We start from the raw sequence: 17009 nt of genomic DNA on the forward strand, positions 1-17009 counted from the left end.
GGTTTTGCCACAGTCTATCGCCTTGGCGGCACGAGCGAAATGCGGCAAACGCCGGTGGACGTCGTTTGCCACAGGCTTTACACTGCACCGCAACAAAGAGAGTGGGAACAGGTGGTTGTCGTCAGCACGGTTGACTTTTCTCAAATCGCCGATGAGGCGAGCAAAAGAATACGCGCTTGCCTGGGCTTTCGGATTTCTGTTCCTTCAATCCCTTGTCGATCACGGGCATATTCTGGCAACTTCGAAGTGGATTGATAATGTCTTCCAGGACTGAGCAGCTTTCGGTATTTCCAGCCTTCTTTCGCGTGGAAGGCCAGAAGACGGCTGTCTTCGGCAATGGTGACGAGGCTTTCGCCAAGGTGCGGCTGCTGTTGAACACGCGGGCGCGGATTATCGCCTATGCCGACCAGCCGGAAGCCGATTATCATGCCTTTCTGATCGCCAACCGCATCGAGACGGTGCGCGCCGGCTTTTCCGCCGGCCAGGTCGAGGGTGCGGCCCTTGTCTTTGCCGCCACCGGGAATGAGGCCGAAGACCGCCGCATCGCCGACACCGCCCGCGCCGCGAATATCCCCGCCAATGCCGTCGATCAGCCCGATTACTGCGATTTCTTCACGCCGGCGCTCGTCAACCGCGCCCCCGTCGCCGTTGCGATCGGCACCGAAGGCGCGGGACCGGTTCTGGCGCAGATGATCCGCGCCCAGATCGACCAGCTTCTTTCCCCCTCGCTCGGGCGCCTGGCCGCACTGGCGACGAACTACCGCAGATCAGTTGAACAGCTGGTCCCCCGCGGCGTTTCCCGCCGGGTGTTCTGGCGCCGGTTCTTCTCCGGCCCCGTTGCCGACGCAATCGCCAATGGCAATCTGCCGCAGGCTCGCCACGCCGCCGACCGGTTGCTGCATTCCATGGATCGGGTCGCCGGCCATGTCTGGCTTGTCGGCGCCGGTCCGGGGGCTGAAGATCTGCTGACGCTGCGCGCTCAGCGCGTGATGATGGAAGCCGATGTCATCGTCTACGATGCGCTCGTGCCGCAGGCGATCGTCGATATGGGCCGCCGCGATGCCGAGCGGCTTTCCGTCGGCAAACGCAAGGGCTGCCATTCGAAGTCCCAGGAAGAGATCAACGAACTGCTCGTCGAGCTCGGCCGCCAGGGCAAGCGCGTTGTCCGCCTGAAATCCGGCGATCCGCTGGTCTATGGCCGGGCAGGGGAAGAGATGGCCGCGTTGCGCGCCGCCGGCGTCACCTATGAGGTTGTGCCCGGCATCACCTCGGCCTTCGCTGCCGCTGCCGATTTCGAGCTGCCGCTGACGCTGCGCGGCGTTGCCTCCTCGCTCGTCTTCACGACCGGCCACGATCTCACCGGCGACGTGCTGCCCGATTGGGCAAGCCTTGCCGTCTCCGGCGCGACGATCGCCGTTTACATGGGCCGCACGGTCGCCGCCTCGGTCGCCGAGCGGCTGATGCGGGCCGGCATTCCCTCCGAGACCACGGTCGCCGTCATCGAGAATGCCAGCCGCACCGAGCGCCGTCTGCTGCATGGCACGCTCGCCGATCTGCCCGATCTGCAGCATCGCGACGAGTTGACCGGGCCGGTCATGGTCATTATCGGCGATGCTGTCGCCGGCGCCAATTTCGAACTGTCCGAGCCGCTGACGCGCGAGAACGCCCGGCTCGAGGAACTTGCAAGGAGCTGAATATGGGTGACAAGGTTCTGACAGCCAACCGGCTGACGGACGGCATTGCCGTCTGGCTGGATGCGAACGGCAAATGGTCGACCTCGCTGCAGGAGGCGCTTGTCGCCCGTCACAACGAAGCCGTCGAAGCATTGGAAGCCATTGGCAAAAAGTCTTATGCCGACAACGAGGTCGTTGACGTCGCCGTCGTCGATGTTCAGGAAACCAACGGCATTCTCTGGCCGTTGCGCCTTCGCGAGCGCATCCGCGCGCAAGGGCCGACCATGGAATATGCGCCGGGCTACGCTCCTGCCGATCCCGAATTCATTGCAGTCTGAGGAAGACGATGTACCGTTACGACGAATTTGATCATGCCTTTGTCAGCGAGCGCGTCGAGCAGTTCCGCGACCAGGTTCAGCGCCGCCTTTCGGGCGAGCTTGCCGAGGATGCGTTCAAGCCGCTGCGCCTGATGAACGGCGTCTACCTGCAGCTTCATGCCTATATGCTGCGCATCGCCATTCCCTACGGCACGCTGAGCGCGCGCCAGCTGCGCATGCTCGCCCATATCGCCCGCACCTATGACCGCGGATATGGCCACTTCACCACGCGCCAGAACCTGCAGTTCAACTGGCCGAAGCTGTCTGACATTCCCGATGCGCTTGCCGATCTGGCGAGCGTCGAGATGCACGCGCTGCAGACCTCGGGCAACTGCATCCGGAACGTCACCGCCGATCACTTCGCCGGTGCGGCCGCCGATGAGATCGCCGATCCCAGGCCCTATGCGGAAATCCTGCGCCAGTGGTCGTCGGTCCATCCGGAATTCTCCTTCCTGCCGCGCAAGTTCAAGATCGCCGTGACCGGCGCCGAGCGCGACCGCGCCGCGATCCAGGTCCACGATATCGGCCTGCACCTGAAGAGGAACGACAAGGGCGAGATCGGCTTTGCCGTCTATGTCGGCGGCGGCCAGGGCCGCACGCCGATGATCGCCAAGCTGATCCGCGACTTCCTGCCCGAGGAGGATCTGCTCTCCTACACCACGGCGATCGTGCGCGTGTACAATCTGCACGGCCGCCGCGACAACAAGTACAAGGCCCGCATCAAGATCCTGGTGCACGAAACCGGCGCCGAAGAACTGACGCGGCAGGTGGAGGCCGAATTCGCCGCGCTCAGGGATAGCGAACTCAAGCTGCCGGAACGGGATGTCGAGGCGATCGCTGCCTATTTCGCGCTGCCTGCTCTGCCCGAGCGCGCCGAGGGCTGGGAAAACCTCGCCCGCTGGAAGAAGGCCGATCCGGCCTTCGCCCGCTGGGTCCAGCAGAATGTGCAGCCGCACAAGAATCCCGATTACGGCATGGTGACGATCTCGCTGAAGCCGATCGGCGGCATTCCGGGCGACGCCACCGATGCGCAGATGGAGGCCATCGCCGATCTCGCCGAAGAATATGCCTTCGACGAAATCCGCGTCAGCCATGAGCAGAACCTCATTCTGCCGCATGTGGCGTTGGCCGATCTCGAAGCTGTCTATCGTGGCCTCGTCGCCATCAATCTGGCCGAAGCCAATGCCGGCCTGATCACCGATATCATCGCCTGTCCGGGGCTCGACTATTGTGCGCTTGCCAATGCGCGCTCCATTCCGGTCGCACAGGAAATCTCCCGCCGCTTCGGTAGTCCCGAGCGCCAGGCCGAGATCGGCGAGCTGAAGATCAAGATCTCCGGCTGCATCAATGCCTGCGGCCATCACCATGTCGGCCATATCGGTCTGCTCGGCGTGGAGAAGAAGGGCGCCGAACTCTACCAGATCACGCTTGGCGGTTCGGGCGACGAACATACCTCGATCGGCGAAATCATCGGCCGCGGCTTCGAGCCGGACCGGGTGACGGATGCGATCGAGACGATCGTCGACACCTATCTCGGCCTGCGGCTTGATCCGTCCGAAACCTTCCTCGCCGCCTATCGCCGCGTCGGGCCGCAGCCGTTCAAGGATGCGCTCTACGGCTCGGCCGCCGAAGCGGCTTAAGGAGGGGATGATGACGAAGATCTGGAGAGAAACCGGTTTTGTCGACAACGATCCCTGGGTTGTTGAAACCGACGAGGTGAAGGCAACAGGCGCGCAGAAGCCGCTGCTCGGCCTCGACGAACTGATCGCCAGGGCCGGTGAAAGCAATGATGTCGGCCTCGGCGTGCTGATCAAGCCGGCCGATGACGTGCGCCGCCTCGAGCCATATCTCGATCGCCTTGCAATCGTGGCGGTCGCCTTTCCCGCCTTCAACGACGGCCGCGCCTTCAGCCATGCCTCGCTGCTGCGCCAGCGGCTCGGTTACACCAGCGAGCTGCGCGCCGTCGGCGACGTGCTGATCGATCAGGTGCCGCTGATGCTGCGTGTCGGCATCGACAGCTTTGCCGTGACCAACGCGACGGCGCTGAAGCGGCTCGCCGAAAACCGTCTTCCCGGCATTCCCCATCATTATCAGCCGGCGGTGCGTGACGCCGAAGCCGGCAAGGGCTATAGTTGGCGCCGTCAGGCGAAGCCGGCCGCATAAGCGGCCGGTCCGCCTCTTTACGATGGCGGAAATATAGCATGAAGACATTCGAAATCGCGGTGATCGGTGGCGGCCTCGCCGGCATGATCGCCGCCATTGCGCTTGGCCGCGGCGGCCGCAGTGTGGCGCTGGTGGCTCCCGTTGCTGCAAAGGAGGACCGGCGCACCACGGCGCTGATGGATCAGTCGATCCGCTTCCTCGACCGCCTGACGCTCTGGGAAAAGCTGCGCTCGGCGGCAGCACCTCTCACCAGCATGCGAATCATCGACAGCACCGACCGGCTGCTGCGGGCGCCGACCACGACTTTCCGCGCCGCCGAGGTCGGCCTTGATGCCTTCGGCTACAATTTCCCCAACACAGCGCTGACCGAGATCCTCGAAGCGGCCACGGTAGGCGAGGGCAATATCACCCGCTTCACCGAAATGGCCGAATCGATCGACATCTCCGCCGAGAGGGTGTCGATCACGCTTGCCGGCGGCGAGACGATGACGGCCGATTTTGCCGTTGGCGCCGACGGCCGCGGCTCGAAGCTGCGCGAGGCGGCAGGTATCGGCATGCGCAACTGGTCCTATCCGCAATCGGCCATGGTGCTGAATTTCGCCCATTCGCTGCCGCACCAGAATATATCGAGCGAATTCCACACCAAGCATGGTCCCTTCACCCAGGTGCCGCTGCCAGGAAGCCGCTCCAGCCTCGTCTGGGTGCAGGATCCCGCCGAGGCGACCGCCCGCATGGAACTGCCGCTGGCCGAACTGGGCTCTCTCGTCGAGGCGCAGATGCAGTCCATGCTCGGCAAGGTGAGCATTGAGGAAGGTGTGCAGGTCTGGCCGCTGTCTGGCATGATGGCTCATCGTTTCGGCAAGGGGCGCATCGCGCTGATCGGCGAGGCCGCCCATGTCTTCCCGCCGATCGGGGCGCAGGGGCTGAACCTCAGCCTGCGCGATATCATGGCGCTCACCGACATTCTCTGCGACAGGGCGGAACTGCCGCTGCCGGCCGATGCCGGCGAAAGCTTCGACCGCCGTCGCCGCGCCGACATCATGACGCGCACCGCGAGCGTCGATCTGCTCAACCGCTCGCTGCTTTCCGATTTCCTCCCCGTTCAGATGCTGCGCGCTGCCGGCTTGCATCTTCTCTCGGCCATTCCGCCGCTGCGCAACCTCGTGATGCGCGAGGGCATCGAGCCGGGCCGGGGCTTCCGCGATATTCCGGACTCGCTAAGGGAAAAGCTGAAGCGGAAGAAGGCCTGAGCGGATCGCGATCAGCCAGAGCGAAACGCTGGCCACCGAAAGCACCGTCGTGATCAGGATCGTCGCCGAGGCCCGTTCCTGCCAGACGCCATATTGCTGGCCGATGACAAAGACATTGGTCGCCGTCGGCAGCGAGGCCAGCAGCACGGCCGCCTGGATCCAGACCGGCTCGAAACCGCCCACAGCGGTCAGCGCGATGAAAACCGCGATCGGATGCAGGATCAGCTTCGCCGGCACGATGTAGCCGATCTCAGCCGGAATCCGCTTCAGCGGCCTCAGCGCCAGCGTCACCCCCATCGCGAAGAGGGCGCAGGGCGCGGCCGCCTGGGCGAGGTAGTCGACGAGGCGCTGGAACGCCAGCGGCTGATCGATGTGGAAGGCGGCGACGGCAAAGCCCGCCGCCGTCGACAGGATGAAGGGATGCAGCGCCACCTTGCGGGCAATATCGGCGGCAAGCCGGCCGGCCGAGCGCTTGTCGTCGCCGGCTGCCGCCATCAGCGCCGGCGCCACGATGAAATGCAGCGCGTTCTCGAAGCAGATGATCAGCGCCACCGGCACGGCAGCCCCTTCGCCGAGCGCCAGCAGCGCCAGCCCAGGCCCCATATAGCCGATATTGCCATAGGCGCCGGCAAAGGACTGGATGGTGCATTCATCAAGCGGATTGCCGCGCACCAAACGGCCGATGACAAAGAGCAGGATGAAGACCGCATAGGTCGCGGCGATATCTGTGACGATGAAATCGAGCCGCGTCAGCTCTTCGATCGGCGTGCGCGAGACGAGCTTGAAGAACAAAGCGGGCAGGGCGGCGTAGATGATGAAGGTGTTCAGCCAGCCGAGCGCTACGGCCGGCTGCTTCGTCGCCTTGGCGGCGGCATAACCGATCAGGATCAGGCCGAAGAACGGCAGCAGCAGGCTGATGATGTCGGCCAAGGGAAAGTCCGGTTTTCGCGGGAAGGTCGGCGGGGAAGAATCTCTTCTAGCCGATTTGCATCAGGATCGGAAAGGTCTGCTGGAACCAGATCGCCACATCGCTGACCCAGCCGAACAGGAAGGCGAGGCCAGTGAGGACAAGGAAGACGCCCATCACTTTTTCCACCGTGCCGAGATGGCGGCGGAAGCGCGACAGGAAGCGCATGAAGGCGCCGGAAAAGCCGGCGGCGATCCAGAAGGGGATAGCAAGACCGAGCGAATAGATCGCAAGCAGCCCGGCGCCGGATCCGACCGTCTCGCGCGAGGCGGCGACCCCGAGGATGGCGCCGAGCACCGGCCCGATGCAAGGCGTCCAGCCGAAGGCGAAGGCAAGGCCCATGACATAGGCGCCCGTCAGCGTCGCCGGCTTGCCACCAGCCTGGAAGCGCGCCTCGCGGGCGAGCAGACCGATCCGAAAGAGGCCGAGGAAATTCAGCCCCATGACGATGATGACCAGCCCGCCGATCTTGGAGAGCAGATCGAGGTGCTGGCGAAGCGCCATGCCGATGCTCGATGCACCGGCGCCGAGCGCCACGAAGACGGTGGCAAAGCCGAGCGTGAAGAGCAGCGCCGAAAACAGCACGCCGCGCCTGATCGTCGGCGAAACCGCCACCGCCCCGCCGCCGCGGAACTGCTCGACCGAAATGCCGGCCATATAGCAGAGATAGGGTGGGACGAGGGGAAGCACGCAGGGCGAAAGAAAGGATAGCGCCCCTGCCAATAACGCGCTCCACAGGGAAATATCGGCAATCGACACGCATTCTCTCCGGCTGCAATCTGCGCCCTGTTCCTAGCGTCGCAGGCCCGGGATTGCCAATCACCTTTTTGCGTGGGCGACAAATCTGCCTTTGCGCGCCAGAGAAATGTGCCTTACCTTTGCAAAAGCCGAATTTTTCGGTTGACCGCAATGGGTCACCTGCCTATGTTCCGCCCACTTCCAGCCGGGGTGCTTCACACCCGCGGAGAGGGAGAGCGTAGCTCAGCCGGTAGAGCAACTGACTTTTAATCAGTAGGTCTCGGGTTCGAACCCCGACGCTCTCACCAAAAAACTCCAAGAAAAACAAATGCCTAAAGTTTCGAATGCGGAACGATCGCTCCGGTGAATCGGATTGGGGGAAAATTGGCTTCCGATTTTCCCCGAAGTTGTGGCATCCTTCCCCCATGCCCGCGCCGTCGAAAAGAACGCCGTCCTCCGATCCGCATCGTTCCCTGCGGCTTCGGCTTGCTTATCCATCCGCAAATTAAGTCTGTACTGTAAGAAGCTGACCTGCTCTCTATAGCGGCTAGCTTTCAAGGAAGTTTTAGGTGAAATAATTTCAATGAAGATCTGACGATATACCGGGCGATTTTGGTCGCATTTATCGTTATAGGCTCTTGCATCTCACAGAGTGTGCTCATTTTTTTGGCTGGGGCATCCTTTGCGTCCTCGGCTTGTCCGTCAGGTACGGCTTGTTTCGCGGCAAAGAGGCTGAGAGCGAGAAGTATGCATTCTACAGGTTTTTGTTTTTTCTCCTGATGGCAGAATATACATGGAGCGGGTTTAGGTGGGATCAGGCCAAAAGCGATCGTCAAAGCCCCCCATGACGTCCGCGAATTGCTCGATCTGCTCTGTGAATTCTGGGAACCCGTCCACCCGGCGTTGATGCTCCGCCTTGCCTCTCACGGGGCCGCCAGCGCGCTTCGTCGGCTGGGCCGGGGGAATATGCTCCATACCGAACATCGCGCGTTGCCGGTGCCCAGGAGCTTTTTCCCTTAAGGAAACTTCTTTACCGAATTCGCTAATCTTTCGAATTCTGCACCTGTAAAAAACGGCGGCATACCGCTGCATCGAGACATTCAAAGATATCAATCCCGCGATGTTTCTCTCGGGGGAAACTGAGGAGGCTATTCGTCTCTCCGAGGAGATCGAATCGGATGGTGACAAACTCTTTCGCATTGCCTGCGAGCATGGGCTTGAGGCATCACCACCAAAGACCGGAACAGCACCTATCGCGGCGGCCGCGGTGGCGAATGGCAGAAGATCAAATGCATCCAGAGCGACGGCTTCGCGATTGTCAGCTATCAGAGGTCCAACTCGGCTTTCGGGAATATCGGCGCGCTGCTGTTGGCTGCACGGAGGGAGGACCCGCTGGTCTATGTCGGACCGGTTGGTACTGGCTTTAAGGCAAACCAGGCATTGGAGCTTCGCGCTTCGATGGATAAGCTTAAGGCGGCCGCGCCCACGGTGAGGTATACCGGCCAGCGCAAGAATGTGATCTGGATCAAGCCGAAACTCGTCGCGGAGATCGAATATCGGGCCTGGACGCATGACGGAAAGCTCCGGCACCCGTCATATAAGGGGCTTCGGGATACGGTTGACAATGCCGCGGTTCATGAGCTGGATTAGATTGGCAACCCGTACTCTCCGCAATCAATGCATGCCTTGATGATCCCCATCAGGCTCAAAATGTTTAAGATTGACAGGAAAGAGGTCACCCCCAGCACGAAAGGCATAGCGAAGTAGAATTGTACTTTCGGGGTCAAGAACCGGTCATTCGCGAAGCGCGAAAAATAGATATCAAATCCGAAATCCTTGCTGAAATCGAAACCGTTCTTTCGGTAGAAAATGATGGATTTGATGTACCAATACCAGCTGTAAGCGCAAAGGCCGCCCACGACGCATAGGCCTATCCATAGCGGAATTAAATCTTCATTCAATCAAGCTTCCCCATCAACGTCGCCATCTTCGTCCAACTCGCGCACCGGCAGATAGGTGTTCTTTTCCATCCACTCCCGGACGATATACCTGATAGCGTCCGCGCGCGTCAGCACCAACTCGCGAAAGACATTCCGTAGGGCCTCTCCGGTATATTCGTCGCGAGCGATCGAGATGGTGTTGCGCACGGGCATGGGGCCGGCGCTGCACAATCTGCGAATCGAGCACAGAGCTCGTTGACATCAACCTCCTGAAAACTACAATCTTTGATTGACGAGGTATGGAGGCTCACCGTGAAAAATCAGGTGCTCAAGGACTACCTTATCTTTCTCGTGCCCGCGTTTGTCATCCCCCTAGGCTTGTACCTCACTGATGAGACCACTTCGCCGACCACACTGTTCAAGCTTGGCTTGCTGTTTCCGCTCTTTTTGCTTGCGATGAAGGGACTGGCTGGTTTCTTTCCGCCCGAGAACCTGCGGGACCGATCCGTTGCCCGAATAGCTGAATACGCTATCCTCCAAGGCTTGGTTTTTGCAGCATTTATATCGATGTTCGGCGACTTTATGCAAGCCGAGCTGCAGTCCAGCTTTCTTTCGACGTTGCGGCAGTTTGCATTCGCTGCCGTGCCGGTGTCTGTTTTCCACTTTGTATCGGCGCTGAACGCACAAAAGAAGCTGCGTGCCTCTTAAGTGCTTCCAGAGACAGCGAGGCCGGTAGGCCACCGGTCGAATACAACGGCTGGCGCAAGGACTTGGTTTGGCTTCAGCTTCAGCAAGGCGGCCGTGGCGCGAATTCCGACCAACCGAAACCTGCAACGCGAACCGGACCGGCTTCAACGCTACGGCGCCTCTACCTCCGGCGATACGGAGGAGGTGGAAAGTGAGGGTGCATTCGAGCTTCGCGGCGCCGATGTCCAGCTCGCGGCGATAGCGCTTCCTCAGCGTTGTCGGATCGATCTCTAGCGCGCGGCAGATTTCGCGTTGCGGAATGCCCTCGGCGGCAAGCACTTGGACAAGACGGCGCTGCCTGTCCGTAGGGTGGTGCGGAGGGCGACCGGGGTGATTTTCGGGCGCTTCATGCATGGACGGGAAATATGCCCAAGTGAGTAGCAACTGCCATCAGCGAGGTGAGCGGCTGAACATCATCCCCGAAGTGACGGTTGCGCCCCGAGATTGAAATCATGCGTCAGTTCCTCTTTGATGGCAGGGCGATCGTTGCTCAGTAGCGGAGATTGCGATGGATGCGACCACCCTCAGCGAACGCCTTTTTGGCCTGTCCTTCCTGATGCTCTGGGTGTTGCCGGCGATCCTGATCTTTAGCGGCGTGCGTCACGGGTTGAATGCAGAACCAAAGGACGATGATCGGTCCCGCGCGCAGGCTCGGTCACATGGACGCAAAGTCCGGCATCTCCTCGAAGGCGACAGGCGGAATAGGGCCGTGACCCAGGCTGTCGAGGCCAAGGCCAGGTCCTATTTCGTGCGCCGCACAGGCAAAATCCATCTGGCAGCGCTCGCCTTCTTCATCGTGACGACTTTGTTTCTGGCGCTCTGGAATCGCCATGAGGCAAAGATGCAGCGGGCGTCGCAAATCCAGTCACATCGCCGTTGCAGCACGATAAATGACCGAGATGGTGGCAGTCGCTATGTCCCTCCCAAGTGTCGTCAGCATGAGCTTCAGATGAGATTGCACGCCCATCTAGCTCATCTAGGCTGATAGTCTTCATCAAACTTTGGCGGCCGCCACAGTCCGAACGCCTAGCTGTGAAATGTTCGCTCTCGTCTGGCGAGGAACGCCCAGGGCCGCGACGCGATCACCGCTGAACGATCACGCGGGTTCCCGGCTGGACCATATCGTAAAGCTCCTCGACATCCTCGCGATACATCCGGAAGCATCCGCTTGATGCGTTGGTGCCGATGGAGGAGGGGTCGTTGGTACCGTGGATGCGGAGCAGTCCGTCGGCAAGGTAGATCGCCCGGGTTCCAAGCGGGTTTGCGGGCCCGGGTTTGACCACCGCCGGGAGCCTTGGGTTCTTCTGGCGCATGCCGGCTGTTGGCCGCCATTCGGGATGCAGTCGTTTCGACACGACACGCGTTGTCCCGTACCATTGTTTGCCTTCGCGGCCGACGGCGATGGGGTAGGCAAACTGCTCACCCCCTGACGTCGTGTAGATTAGGGTGTGCTCACGCGTGGCGATCACGATGGTTCCTCTTCCGACGCGCGTCGAGGGCTCCCGAGGTTCTGGAAAGGGCTCCCGATAGCCAGGTTCTGGCTCGTAGTATGGAGGAGGGGGATAGGGGCTGTAAGGGTCATCATAACCGTAGCCGTCGTATTCATCGTATCCATCATACGGCGCGTAAACTTGGGCTTGGGCCTGCACCGCTATCAGAAATAGGGCCGCAGCAAGGAGAACCAACAATCTCATTCTTCGTGTCCGCTTGTTGTCCGATCATGATTGGGTTGAATTCTATGGCGGCACTATGGCGGCGCGGGTCTCGATTTGCCGGTCGCTCGTTCTCCGCCGAGTTCACGCATCTCGCCCACGAACACCCTCAAAAGGAGGCTGCGACGAGTGATATCTTTGCTGAGAGCATTCGTGAGGCTCAAGGACTGGCTGCGCATCGCTCACCGCTGCGTTAGATGCGCCCACACCTTCTCTTCGGCCATCTGCATCGCAGTCGCCGTCATCCTATGGCTCTGATCAATGCGTCCTGAGCCTAAACCTTGCCCAGATGCTTCGGCCAGAATTCCTGGTGGACTTCGGCGGCTTCCCCTTCGAGGTTCGTCGGGCCGACCACCGTGACGGCACGCGCGCCGGTCTGCAACACCGCCCGGCTGGGCACGTTCAACCCGATCCCGGCAATCTCGCCAAGCCGCGTTTCGGAGCACGCAAACACCATGCGTCCGATGCCCGACCAGTAAATCGCCCCGGAGCACATCGCGCAGGGCTCAGTGCTGGTGTAGACCGTGCAGTCGGCGAGAAAAGCGGGGTCGTAGTGCTGCGCCGCCAGTTTGACCAGGTTCATCTCGGCGTGGTTTGTCATATCGTGGCCGGTGAAGACGCTGTTTTCGGCGCGCAAGATGATTTCGCCATCCTTGACCAGGACCGAGCCAAACGGTTCGTCGCCGTTTGCCATCGCGGATTTCGAGAGCGCAATTGCCTCGCGCAGAAACGGCTCGTGATTTTCCATGACACCCCCCACAGCTAGAGCGGAATGATCTTCCCTCGGATTGGAAGAATTTCCAAGGGCTGCAAATCAAATCGAGATTGGTGATCTGCATTGCCTTCCGCGCAGACGCTGACGGGCGGTCCCCGGCTTTCATTCTCGGAACCAAAAGCGCCCGCATCGACTTTCACCCCTGAGTTATCTTGGAGGTCCCCTGATGGACAGAACACCGAAAACGGCCATCCGCGGAATGATGTCCTATGTGCTCGCGCTTCTTGTCCTCGGCATCCTGGCGGGCGCCGTTTATACGCTCTACGGCCATCCCGCCGATCCGTCCGAGCAACCAGCGACTGAGACCATTCCGCAGAAGGCGACAGCTCCGCAGTGAGAGGCCCCACAACAGCTTTTTGATTGATCGCCCTCCGGAACGAATGGTGAAGGAGGGGCGCTCTGCCGGATCCGGCGCCCCACCCGGTCCGGTCGTGTTGCAACGCCTGCGCTCCACCGCGAAACGCCGCGCAAGCGGCAACCAACAGGGCTTCGGAAGGCAAGGCAGAAATTCTGCCGCAAGTCCTTCCCACCATTAGAGAGCTTATATTTATAGGGGGAACAACCTGCGACAGGGGGAAATCGGCACCCGAACAGGCATCCCGAAATCGGGGAGGGTCAACGCGGCGGGTCGGCCCGCTATGGCGGATTTTGCGCTCGGACAATGTGAACAGAGGAGTTCGCGGATGAAAGAACATGCGGTCGTGATATCGGGAGGAGGGCCGACGGGGCTGATGCTGGCGGGTGAACTGGCCCTCGCGGGCGTCGACGTCGCCGTCGTCGAACGGCGCGAGAATCAGGAGATCGTCGGTTCGCGGGCCGGCGGTCTGAGTTCGCGCACGCTCGAGGTCCTCGACCAGCGTGGCATCGTCGACCGGTTCCTCAAGGAAGGGCAGATCGCCCAGGTCACAGGATTTGCGGTTAGCCGGCTCGATATCAGTGATTTCCCGACGCGGCACAATTACGGGCTGGCGCTGCGGCAGAAGCATATCGAGCGCATTCTGGCCGACTGGGTCGGCGAGCTGCCGGTGACGATCTATCGCGGCCGCGAACTGGCCACTTTCCGGGAGGATGAGGCCGGCGTCACCCTCGACCTCTCCGATGGGTCGTCGCTGCGCGCGGGCTATCTCGTCGGCTGCGATGGCGGCCGCAGCCTGGTTCGCAAGCTGGCCGGCATTGCCTTTCCGGGATGGGATGCGACGACCAGCAATATTCTCGCCGAGGCTGAGATGGAGGAGGAGCCGCCGCTCGGTGTCCACCGCACGGCGCTCGGCATGCATGCCTTCGGCCGCGAGGAATATCAAATCCGCGATGGCAAGGTGGTGTTTGCCGGCGAAGGTCCGATCAACATCATGGTGACGGAACAGACGGCCGGCGGCGCAGGCGAGCCGACGCTTGACGATCTCAGGCAAGCGCTCATCGCCGCCTGCGGAACCGATTATGGCATCCACGGCCTGAGGTGGATTTCCAGGTTCACCGACATGTCGCGCCAGGCGGAGGTCTACCGCAGGGGCAGGGTGCTGCTGGCAGGTGATGCCGCCCATGTGCATTCGCCGGTCGGCGGGCAGGGGCTCAATACCGGTGTGCAGGATGCCGTGAACCTCGGCTGGAAGCTCGCCCCGGTGGTGAAGGGCGTATCGCCTGAGGCCTTGCTCGACACCTATCACGCCGAGCGTCATCCGGTCGCCGCCCGCGTGCTGCGCATGACGATGGCGCAGGTCGCATTGCAGCGGACCGATGATCGCACCGAGGCTCTCAGAGAGGTCGTGCTGGAACTGCTTGGCCTGGAGGAGGCGCGCAAGACGATCGCCGCCGAAATGTCCGGGCTCGGCATCCGCTACGACCTCGGCGAGGGGCATCCGCTGCTCGGCCGCCGCATGCCCGACCTCGACCTGGTCACGCCGGACGGCCCATTGCGTCTCTTTACCCTGTTGAAAAACGCGAGGCCGGTGTTGTTGAACCTCGGACCGCGCGGCAGCCTCGACAGCGGGCCATGGTCAGGCCGCGTGCCTTTGGTCGATGCGCGCTATGACGGGCCATGGGAGTTGCCGGCGGTGGGGGCGGTCGCAGCCCCGACCGCGGTGCTGATCCGGCCGGACGGTTATGTGGCCTGGGTGGGCGAGGGGTCTCAGGATGGCCTCGACGCCGCGATGAACACCTGGTTCGGGCCGCCCCGCTGACAGACTAAAAAGCCGCTGAGCTAGGCGGCGAGCGAAATCGGCGCGGCGTCCGGCATTGGTTCCGGCATCGGTTTGCCGCGTCGCTCCCAGGTGCGGCGGCTGATGCCGAAGGCTTCCCAAGGGCGGGCGGCGCTGAGGGAGTTTTGGAGATAATCGGCCCTGGAAACGGCGCCGGCGGCCCGCCGCTGCTCTTCCTTTCGGTTTCGGTCGCGCTGCCGCCGCTTTTCCTTCTGCAGTTTTGCTCTTTTCGCCTTCGGCACGTCGAAGGCGCCGATGGTGCGAATGTCGAGCGCGCTGCGTTCGGCATAGCTCAGATGCAGGGCGTGACCGAGCGCGTCGGCGGTGAGCGGAGAAAAGCGCAGCTTCGTCCGCTCATAGATGATTTCCTCGATCGCCGCCTTTTGAGCCCAGGGCAGCCATCGCGCCGCCCAGCCGAGAACCACCTCGACAAACCCTTCCCCGAACTCGACAAAGGCGAGGCCGGCGATCACCTCGACGTAAATGAAGGCGTCATCCGCCTCGGGTACGATGTCGCCATGACGATGGCGGATCAATTTTTCGATCTCGCGCATCCTTCCGCGGAAATGGTTCCAGCGGCCGCCTCGCATGCGGCGCTGCACGGCCTTGTAACCGAGCAGGCAGTCGCCGATTTTGATCGCGGTAACGTCCCGCGCAAGACCCTCCGCACGCCCGGCCTCGTCAGCCGGATCTGCCGAGCGAGCCCCTTCATCCGCGCCGACGAGACGATCCATCGTTTCTCCTTTGCGACCAGGCCCGAGAGGCCGAAACGCGTGATCGTAGCGGAAGTGGGGGCGGTGAAGCTCGCTTTTTCTGCGTTATTCTCTCAGTTATTTTAAGCGAAGCTCCCGCTATCCCGGCAGCCCCGCGATATCAAGCGCAGCGCCGAGAGACGCCGCCAAGGCCGGGTCGCAGTCGACGCCGGAAAATTGCATGCCGTAGCGAAAAGCAGGCTGCAGTTCCAGAACGCGAGCCGCCGCACTTCTGGCGTCGCTGAGACGTCCGAGTTTTGCAAGCGAGGCCGTCAGGAGCATGTGCGAAATGCTGTGGCGCGGATTGTGTTGAACCGCCCTGTAGGCAGCTGTGACGGCCTCTTCATATTGTCCCAGTTGGAAGTGACCGAGCACCAGCGCATGGAAAGCCGACCACGCCCAGGGATCGAAAGGGCTGAGACGCAGAGCCCGCTCGCCCCATTCGATGGCGCGATCAGCCTTTCCAGCCCAGCCGAACATCACGCCGCCGACGATATAGGTGATCGCCGAAGATGGGCTGACGGCGAGCGCCGCCTCGGCCGCGGCGAAGGCGGCGTCACGATCATGTTCGTCCATGCCGATGGAAAAACCTGCAAATGTCAGGGCAAGCGCATCGTCCTGGCCGTAGAGAATGGCCGCCCGCGCATGCCGGACCGATGCCAGACGATGGTCTTCAAGCAAGCCGGCGCGCAGGAAGAGGCAGTGATGGCACATGGCCGCGAAGGCATGGGCCAGCGCATAGCGGGGTTCGAGTGCAAGCGCCCGCTCCAACAGCGCCAATGCCCCTGCTGCCTCGGTCGGCATGCCGCAATAGACGTCGGGCTGGGCCTGCAAAACGAGGTCGTAGGCGTCGAGGTTTTCGGGCCGCTTGCGCTTGACGCGCTCCAGTTCCGCCCGGCGCAGGCGCGGCTCGATGGCGCTGACGACGTTGAGGGCGATTTCGTCCTGCAGATCGAAAATGTCGGCGAGCGGGCGGTCGAAGCGTTCCGTCCACAGCAGGTTTCCCGTTTCGGCCTCGATCATCTGCGCCGATAGCCGCACACGACCGCCGGACCTGCGCACGCTGCCTTGCAGAAGATAACGCGCGCCGAGCTCCTGGCCGATCTGTTTCACGCCGAGAGCTTGGGGGTCGTAGGTGAAGCTCGATTTCGGCGCGACCACGAACAGCCAGTTCACCCGGGAGAGCCCCGCCGCTATGTCCTCAATGACACCGTCCGCGAAATATTCGTCTTCCTCGTCGCCATTCGAATTCGAGAAGCGAAGCACGGCAACGGACGGTCTGGATGGAAGGGCAGACACGGGCAGTGTCGGCTGGGCCGCGATGGCGGGCAAACTTTCGCTGGTGACCGCCGGCCCGATATAGCGGTAGCCCCGCCGCGGCAGGGTTTCGATCCAGTCCGGCCCTCCGCCCGTAGAAAGAGCCCGGCGTATGGCCGCCATCTGAACGGTAAGATTGCTGTCCTCGATGGCGAGACCGGGCCATGCGGCTTCGATCAGCGCCTCCTTGCCGACGGGCGTTCCCGCCCGTTCCAGAAGCACCCGCAAGAGCGCCACGGCGCGTCGCCCCAACCCCAGCGGCTCTGCTCGGCAAAACAGGATTTCGGCATCCGCGTCGAGGCAAAACGAGCCGAACTTGTGCATCGCAGCCATGTGTCGAGGAAATATCATTCGCAGAAATTTTGCAACAATTTCGCAAGACCTTTGCGACTTCGAGGCGGGA

Annotated in this window: 15 protein-coding genes, 1 tRNA gene and 2 pseudogenes; 11 read left to right on the top strand and 7 right to left on the bottom strand. The window is 61.9% G+C overall.

Features of this window, described 5'->3' with window-relative positions:
• The first annotated feature begins 257 nt into the window (after positions 1-257).
• From cysG to HJC04_RS15505, 5 genes are read left to right on the top strand one after another with little or no spacing between them, the layout of a single operon-like run.
• Positions 258-1694 (top strand): siroheme synthase CysG, encoded by a 1437-nt coding sequence (gene cysG / locus HJC04_RS15485; protein WP_210631482.1) that lies wholly within the window; start codon positions 258-260, stop codon positions 1692-1694.
• A gap of 2 nt (positions 1695-1696) precedes the next feature.
• Complete coding sequence (locus HJC04_RS15490) at positions 1697-2011, top strand: DUF2849 domain-containing protein (protein ID WP_010014500.1); 315 nt, start codon at positions 1697-1699, stop codon at positions 2009-2011.
• Between the two features lie 8 nt (positions 2012-2019).
• Complete coding sequence (locus tag HJC04_RS15495; protein ID WP_221122851.1) at positions 2020-3690, top strand: nitrite/sulfite reductase; 1671 nt, start codon at positions 2020-2022, stop codon at positions 3688-3690.
• Positions 3691-3700: 10 nt separating this feature from the next.
• Entirely contained in the window at positions 3701-4213 is a 513-nt protein-coding gene (locus tag HJC04_RS15500) for a DUF934 domain-containing protein (RefSeq protein WP_210631480.1), read from the top strand.
• 38 nt (positions 4214-4251) lie between these two features.
• The gene (locus HJC04_RS15505) at positions 4252-5463 is read left to right on the top strand and encodes a UbiH/UbiF family hydroxylase (RefSeq protein ID WP_221122852.1); all 1212 of its coding nucleotides are present in this window, start codon (positions 4252-4254) and stop codon (positions 5461-5463) included.
• Here the strand turns inward: HJC04_RS15505 and HJC04_RS15510 are convergent.
• The gene (locus HJC04_RS15510; protein WP_210631478.1) at positions 5431-6393 is read right to left on the bottom strand and encodes an AEC family transporter; all 963 of its coding nucleotides are present in this window, start codon (positions 6391-6393) and stop codon (positions 5431-5433) included. The two genes, HJC04_RS15505 and HJC04_RS15510, sit on opposite strands and share 33 nt — an antisense overlap.
• A 46-nt stretch (positions 6394-6439) precedes the next feature.
• Complete coding sequence (locus HJC04_RS15515) at positions 6440-7189, bottom strand: cytochrome c biogenesis CcdA family protein (RefSeq protein WP_210631477.1); 750 nt, start codon at positions 7187-7189, stop codon at positions 6440-6442.
• Positions 7190-7400: 211 nt separating this feature from the next.
• Here HJC04_RS15515 and HJC04_RS15520 point away from each other — a divergent pair.
• Both HJC04_RS15520 and HJC04_RS15525 read left to right on the top strand, forming a co-directional pair.
• Positions 7401-7476: transfer RNA gene (locus HJC04_RS15520), tRNA-Lys, on the top strand.
• Positions 7477-8309: 833 nt separating this feature from the next.
• Positions 8310-8818, top strand: a pseudogene (locus tag HJC04_RS15525) (ATP-dependent DNA ligase); the annotation flags it as partial.
• A gap of 311 nt (positions 8819-9129) precedes the next feature.
• Here the strand turns inward: HJC04_RS15525 and HJC04_RS15530 are convergent.
• A pseudogene (locus HJC04_RS15530) lies at positions 9130-9276 on the bottom strand (CopG family transcriptional regulator); the annotation flags it as partial.
• A gap of 144 nt (positions 9277-9420) precedes the next feature.
• On the opposite strand from HJC04_RS15530, the gene HJC04_RS15535 reads away from it, so the two are divergent.
• Together HJC04_RS15535 and HJC04_RS15540 are read left to right on the top strand one after the other, a co-directional pair.
• Positions 9421-9816 (top strand): hypothetical protein, encoded by a 396-nt coding sequence (locus HJC04_RS15535; RefSeq protein WP_221122854.1) that lies wholly within the window; start codon positions 9421-9423, stop codon positions 9814-9816.
• A gap of 547 nt (positions 9817-10363) precedes the next feature.
• Positions 10364-10840 carry a hypothetical protein gene (locus HJC04_RS15540; protein ID WP_221122855.1) on the top strand — a complete coding sequence of 159 codons (477 nt, stop codon included), beginning with the start codon at positions 10364-10366 and terminating at the stop codon, positions 10838-10840.
• Positions 10841-10937: 97 nt separating this feature from the next.
• On the opposite strand, the gene HJC04_RS15545 is transcribed toward HJC04_RS15540, so the two are convergent.
• Both HJC04_RS15545 and HJC04_RS15550 read right to left on the bottom strand, forming a co-directional pair.
• Positions 10938-11549, bottom strand: coding sequence for a L,D-transpeptidase (locus HJC04_RS15545; RefSeq protein ID WP_210631445.1), 612 nt, complete (start codon positions 11547-11549; stop codon positions 10938-10940).
• 292 nt (positions 11550-11841) lie between these two features.
• Positions 11842-12315, bottom strand: a complete 474-nt coding sequence (locus tag HJC04_RS15550) for a nucleoside deaminase (RefSeq protein WP_221146573.1) — start codon at positions 12313-12315, stop codon at positions 11842-11844.
• Positions 12316-12508: 193 nt separating this feature from the next.
• On the opposite strand from HJC04_RS15550, the gene HJC04_RS15555 reads away from it, so the two are divergent.
• Together HJC04_RS15555 and HJC04_RS15560 are read left to right on the top strand one after the other, a co-directional pair.
• Positions 12509-12679, top strand: coding sequence for a hypothetical protein (locus HJC04_RS15555; RefSeq protein ID WP_221122857.1), 171 nt, complete (start codon positions 12509-12511; stop codon positions 12677-12679).
• 346 nt (positions 12680-13025) lie between these two features.
• Complete coding sequence (locus tag HJC04_RS15560; protein ID WP_221146574.1) at positions 13026-14519, top strand: FAD-dependent monooxygenase; 1494 nt, start codon at positions 13026-13028, stop codon at positions 14517-14519.
• A 20-nt stretch (positions 14520-14539) separates the two neighbouring features.
• Here the strand turns inward: HJC04_RS15560 and HJC04_RS15565 are convergent, their stop codons facing one another.
• Both HJC04_RS15565 and HJC04_RS15570 read right to left on the bottom strand, forming a co-directional pair.
• Positions 14540-15271 (bottom strand): hypothetical protein, encoded by a 732-nt coding sequence (locus tag HJC04_RS15565; protein WP_221122859.1) that lies wholly within the window; start codon positions 15269-15271, stop codon positions 14540-14542.
• Between the two features lie 117 nt (positions 15272-15388).
• A complete protein-coding gene (locus HJC04_RS15570) occupies positions 15389-16939 on the bottom strand; it encodes a winged helix-turn-helix domain-containing protein (RefSeq protein WP_221122860.1) in 1551 nt (516 codons plus the stop codon).
• Positions 16940-17009 lie beyond the last annotated feature (70 nt).

The organism is Rhizobium sp. NLR8a, assembly GCF_019685235.1.
Classification (GTDB): Bacteria; Pseudomonadota; Alphaproteobacteria; order Rhizobiales; family Rhizobiaceae; genus Rhizobium.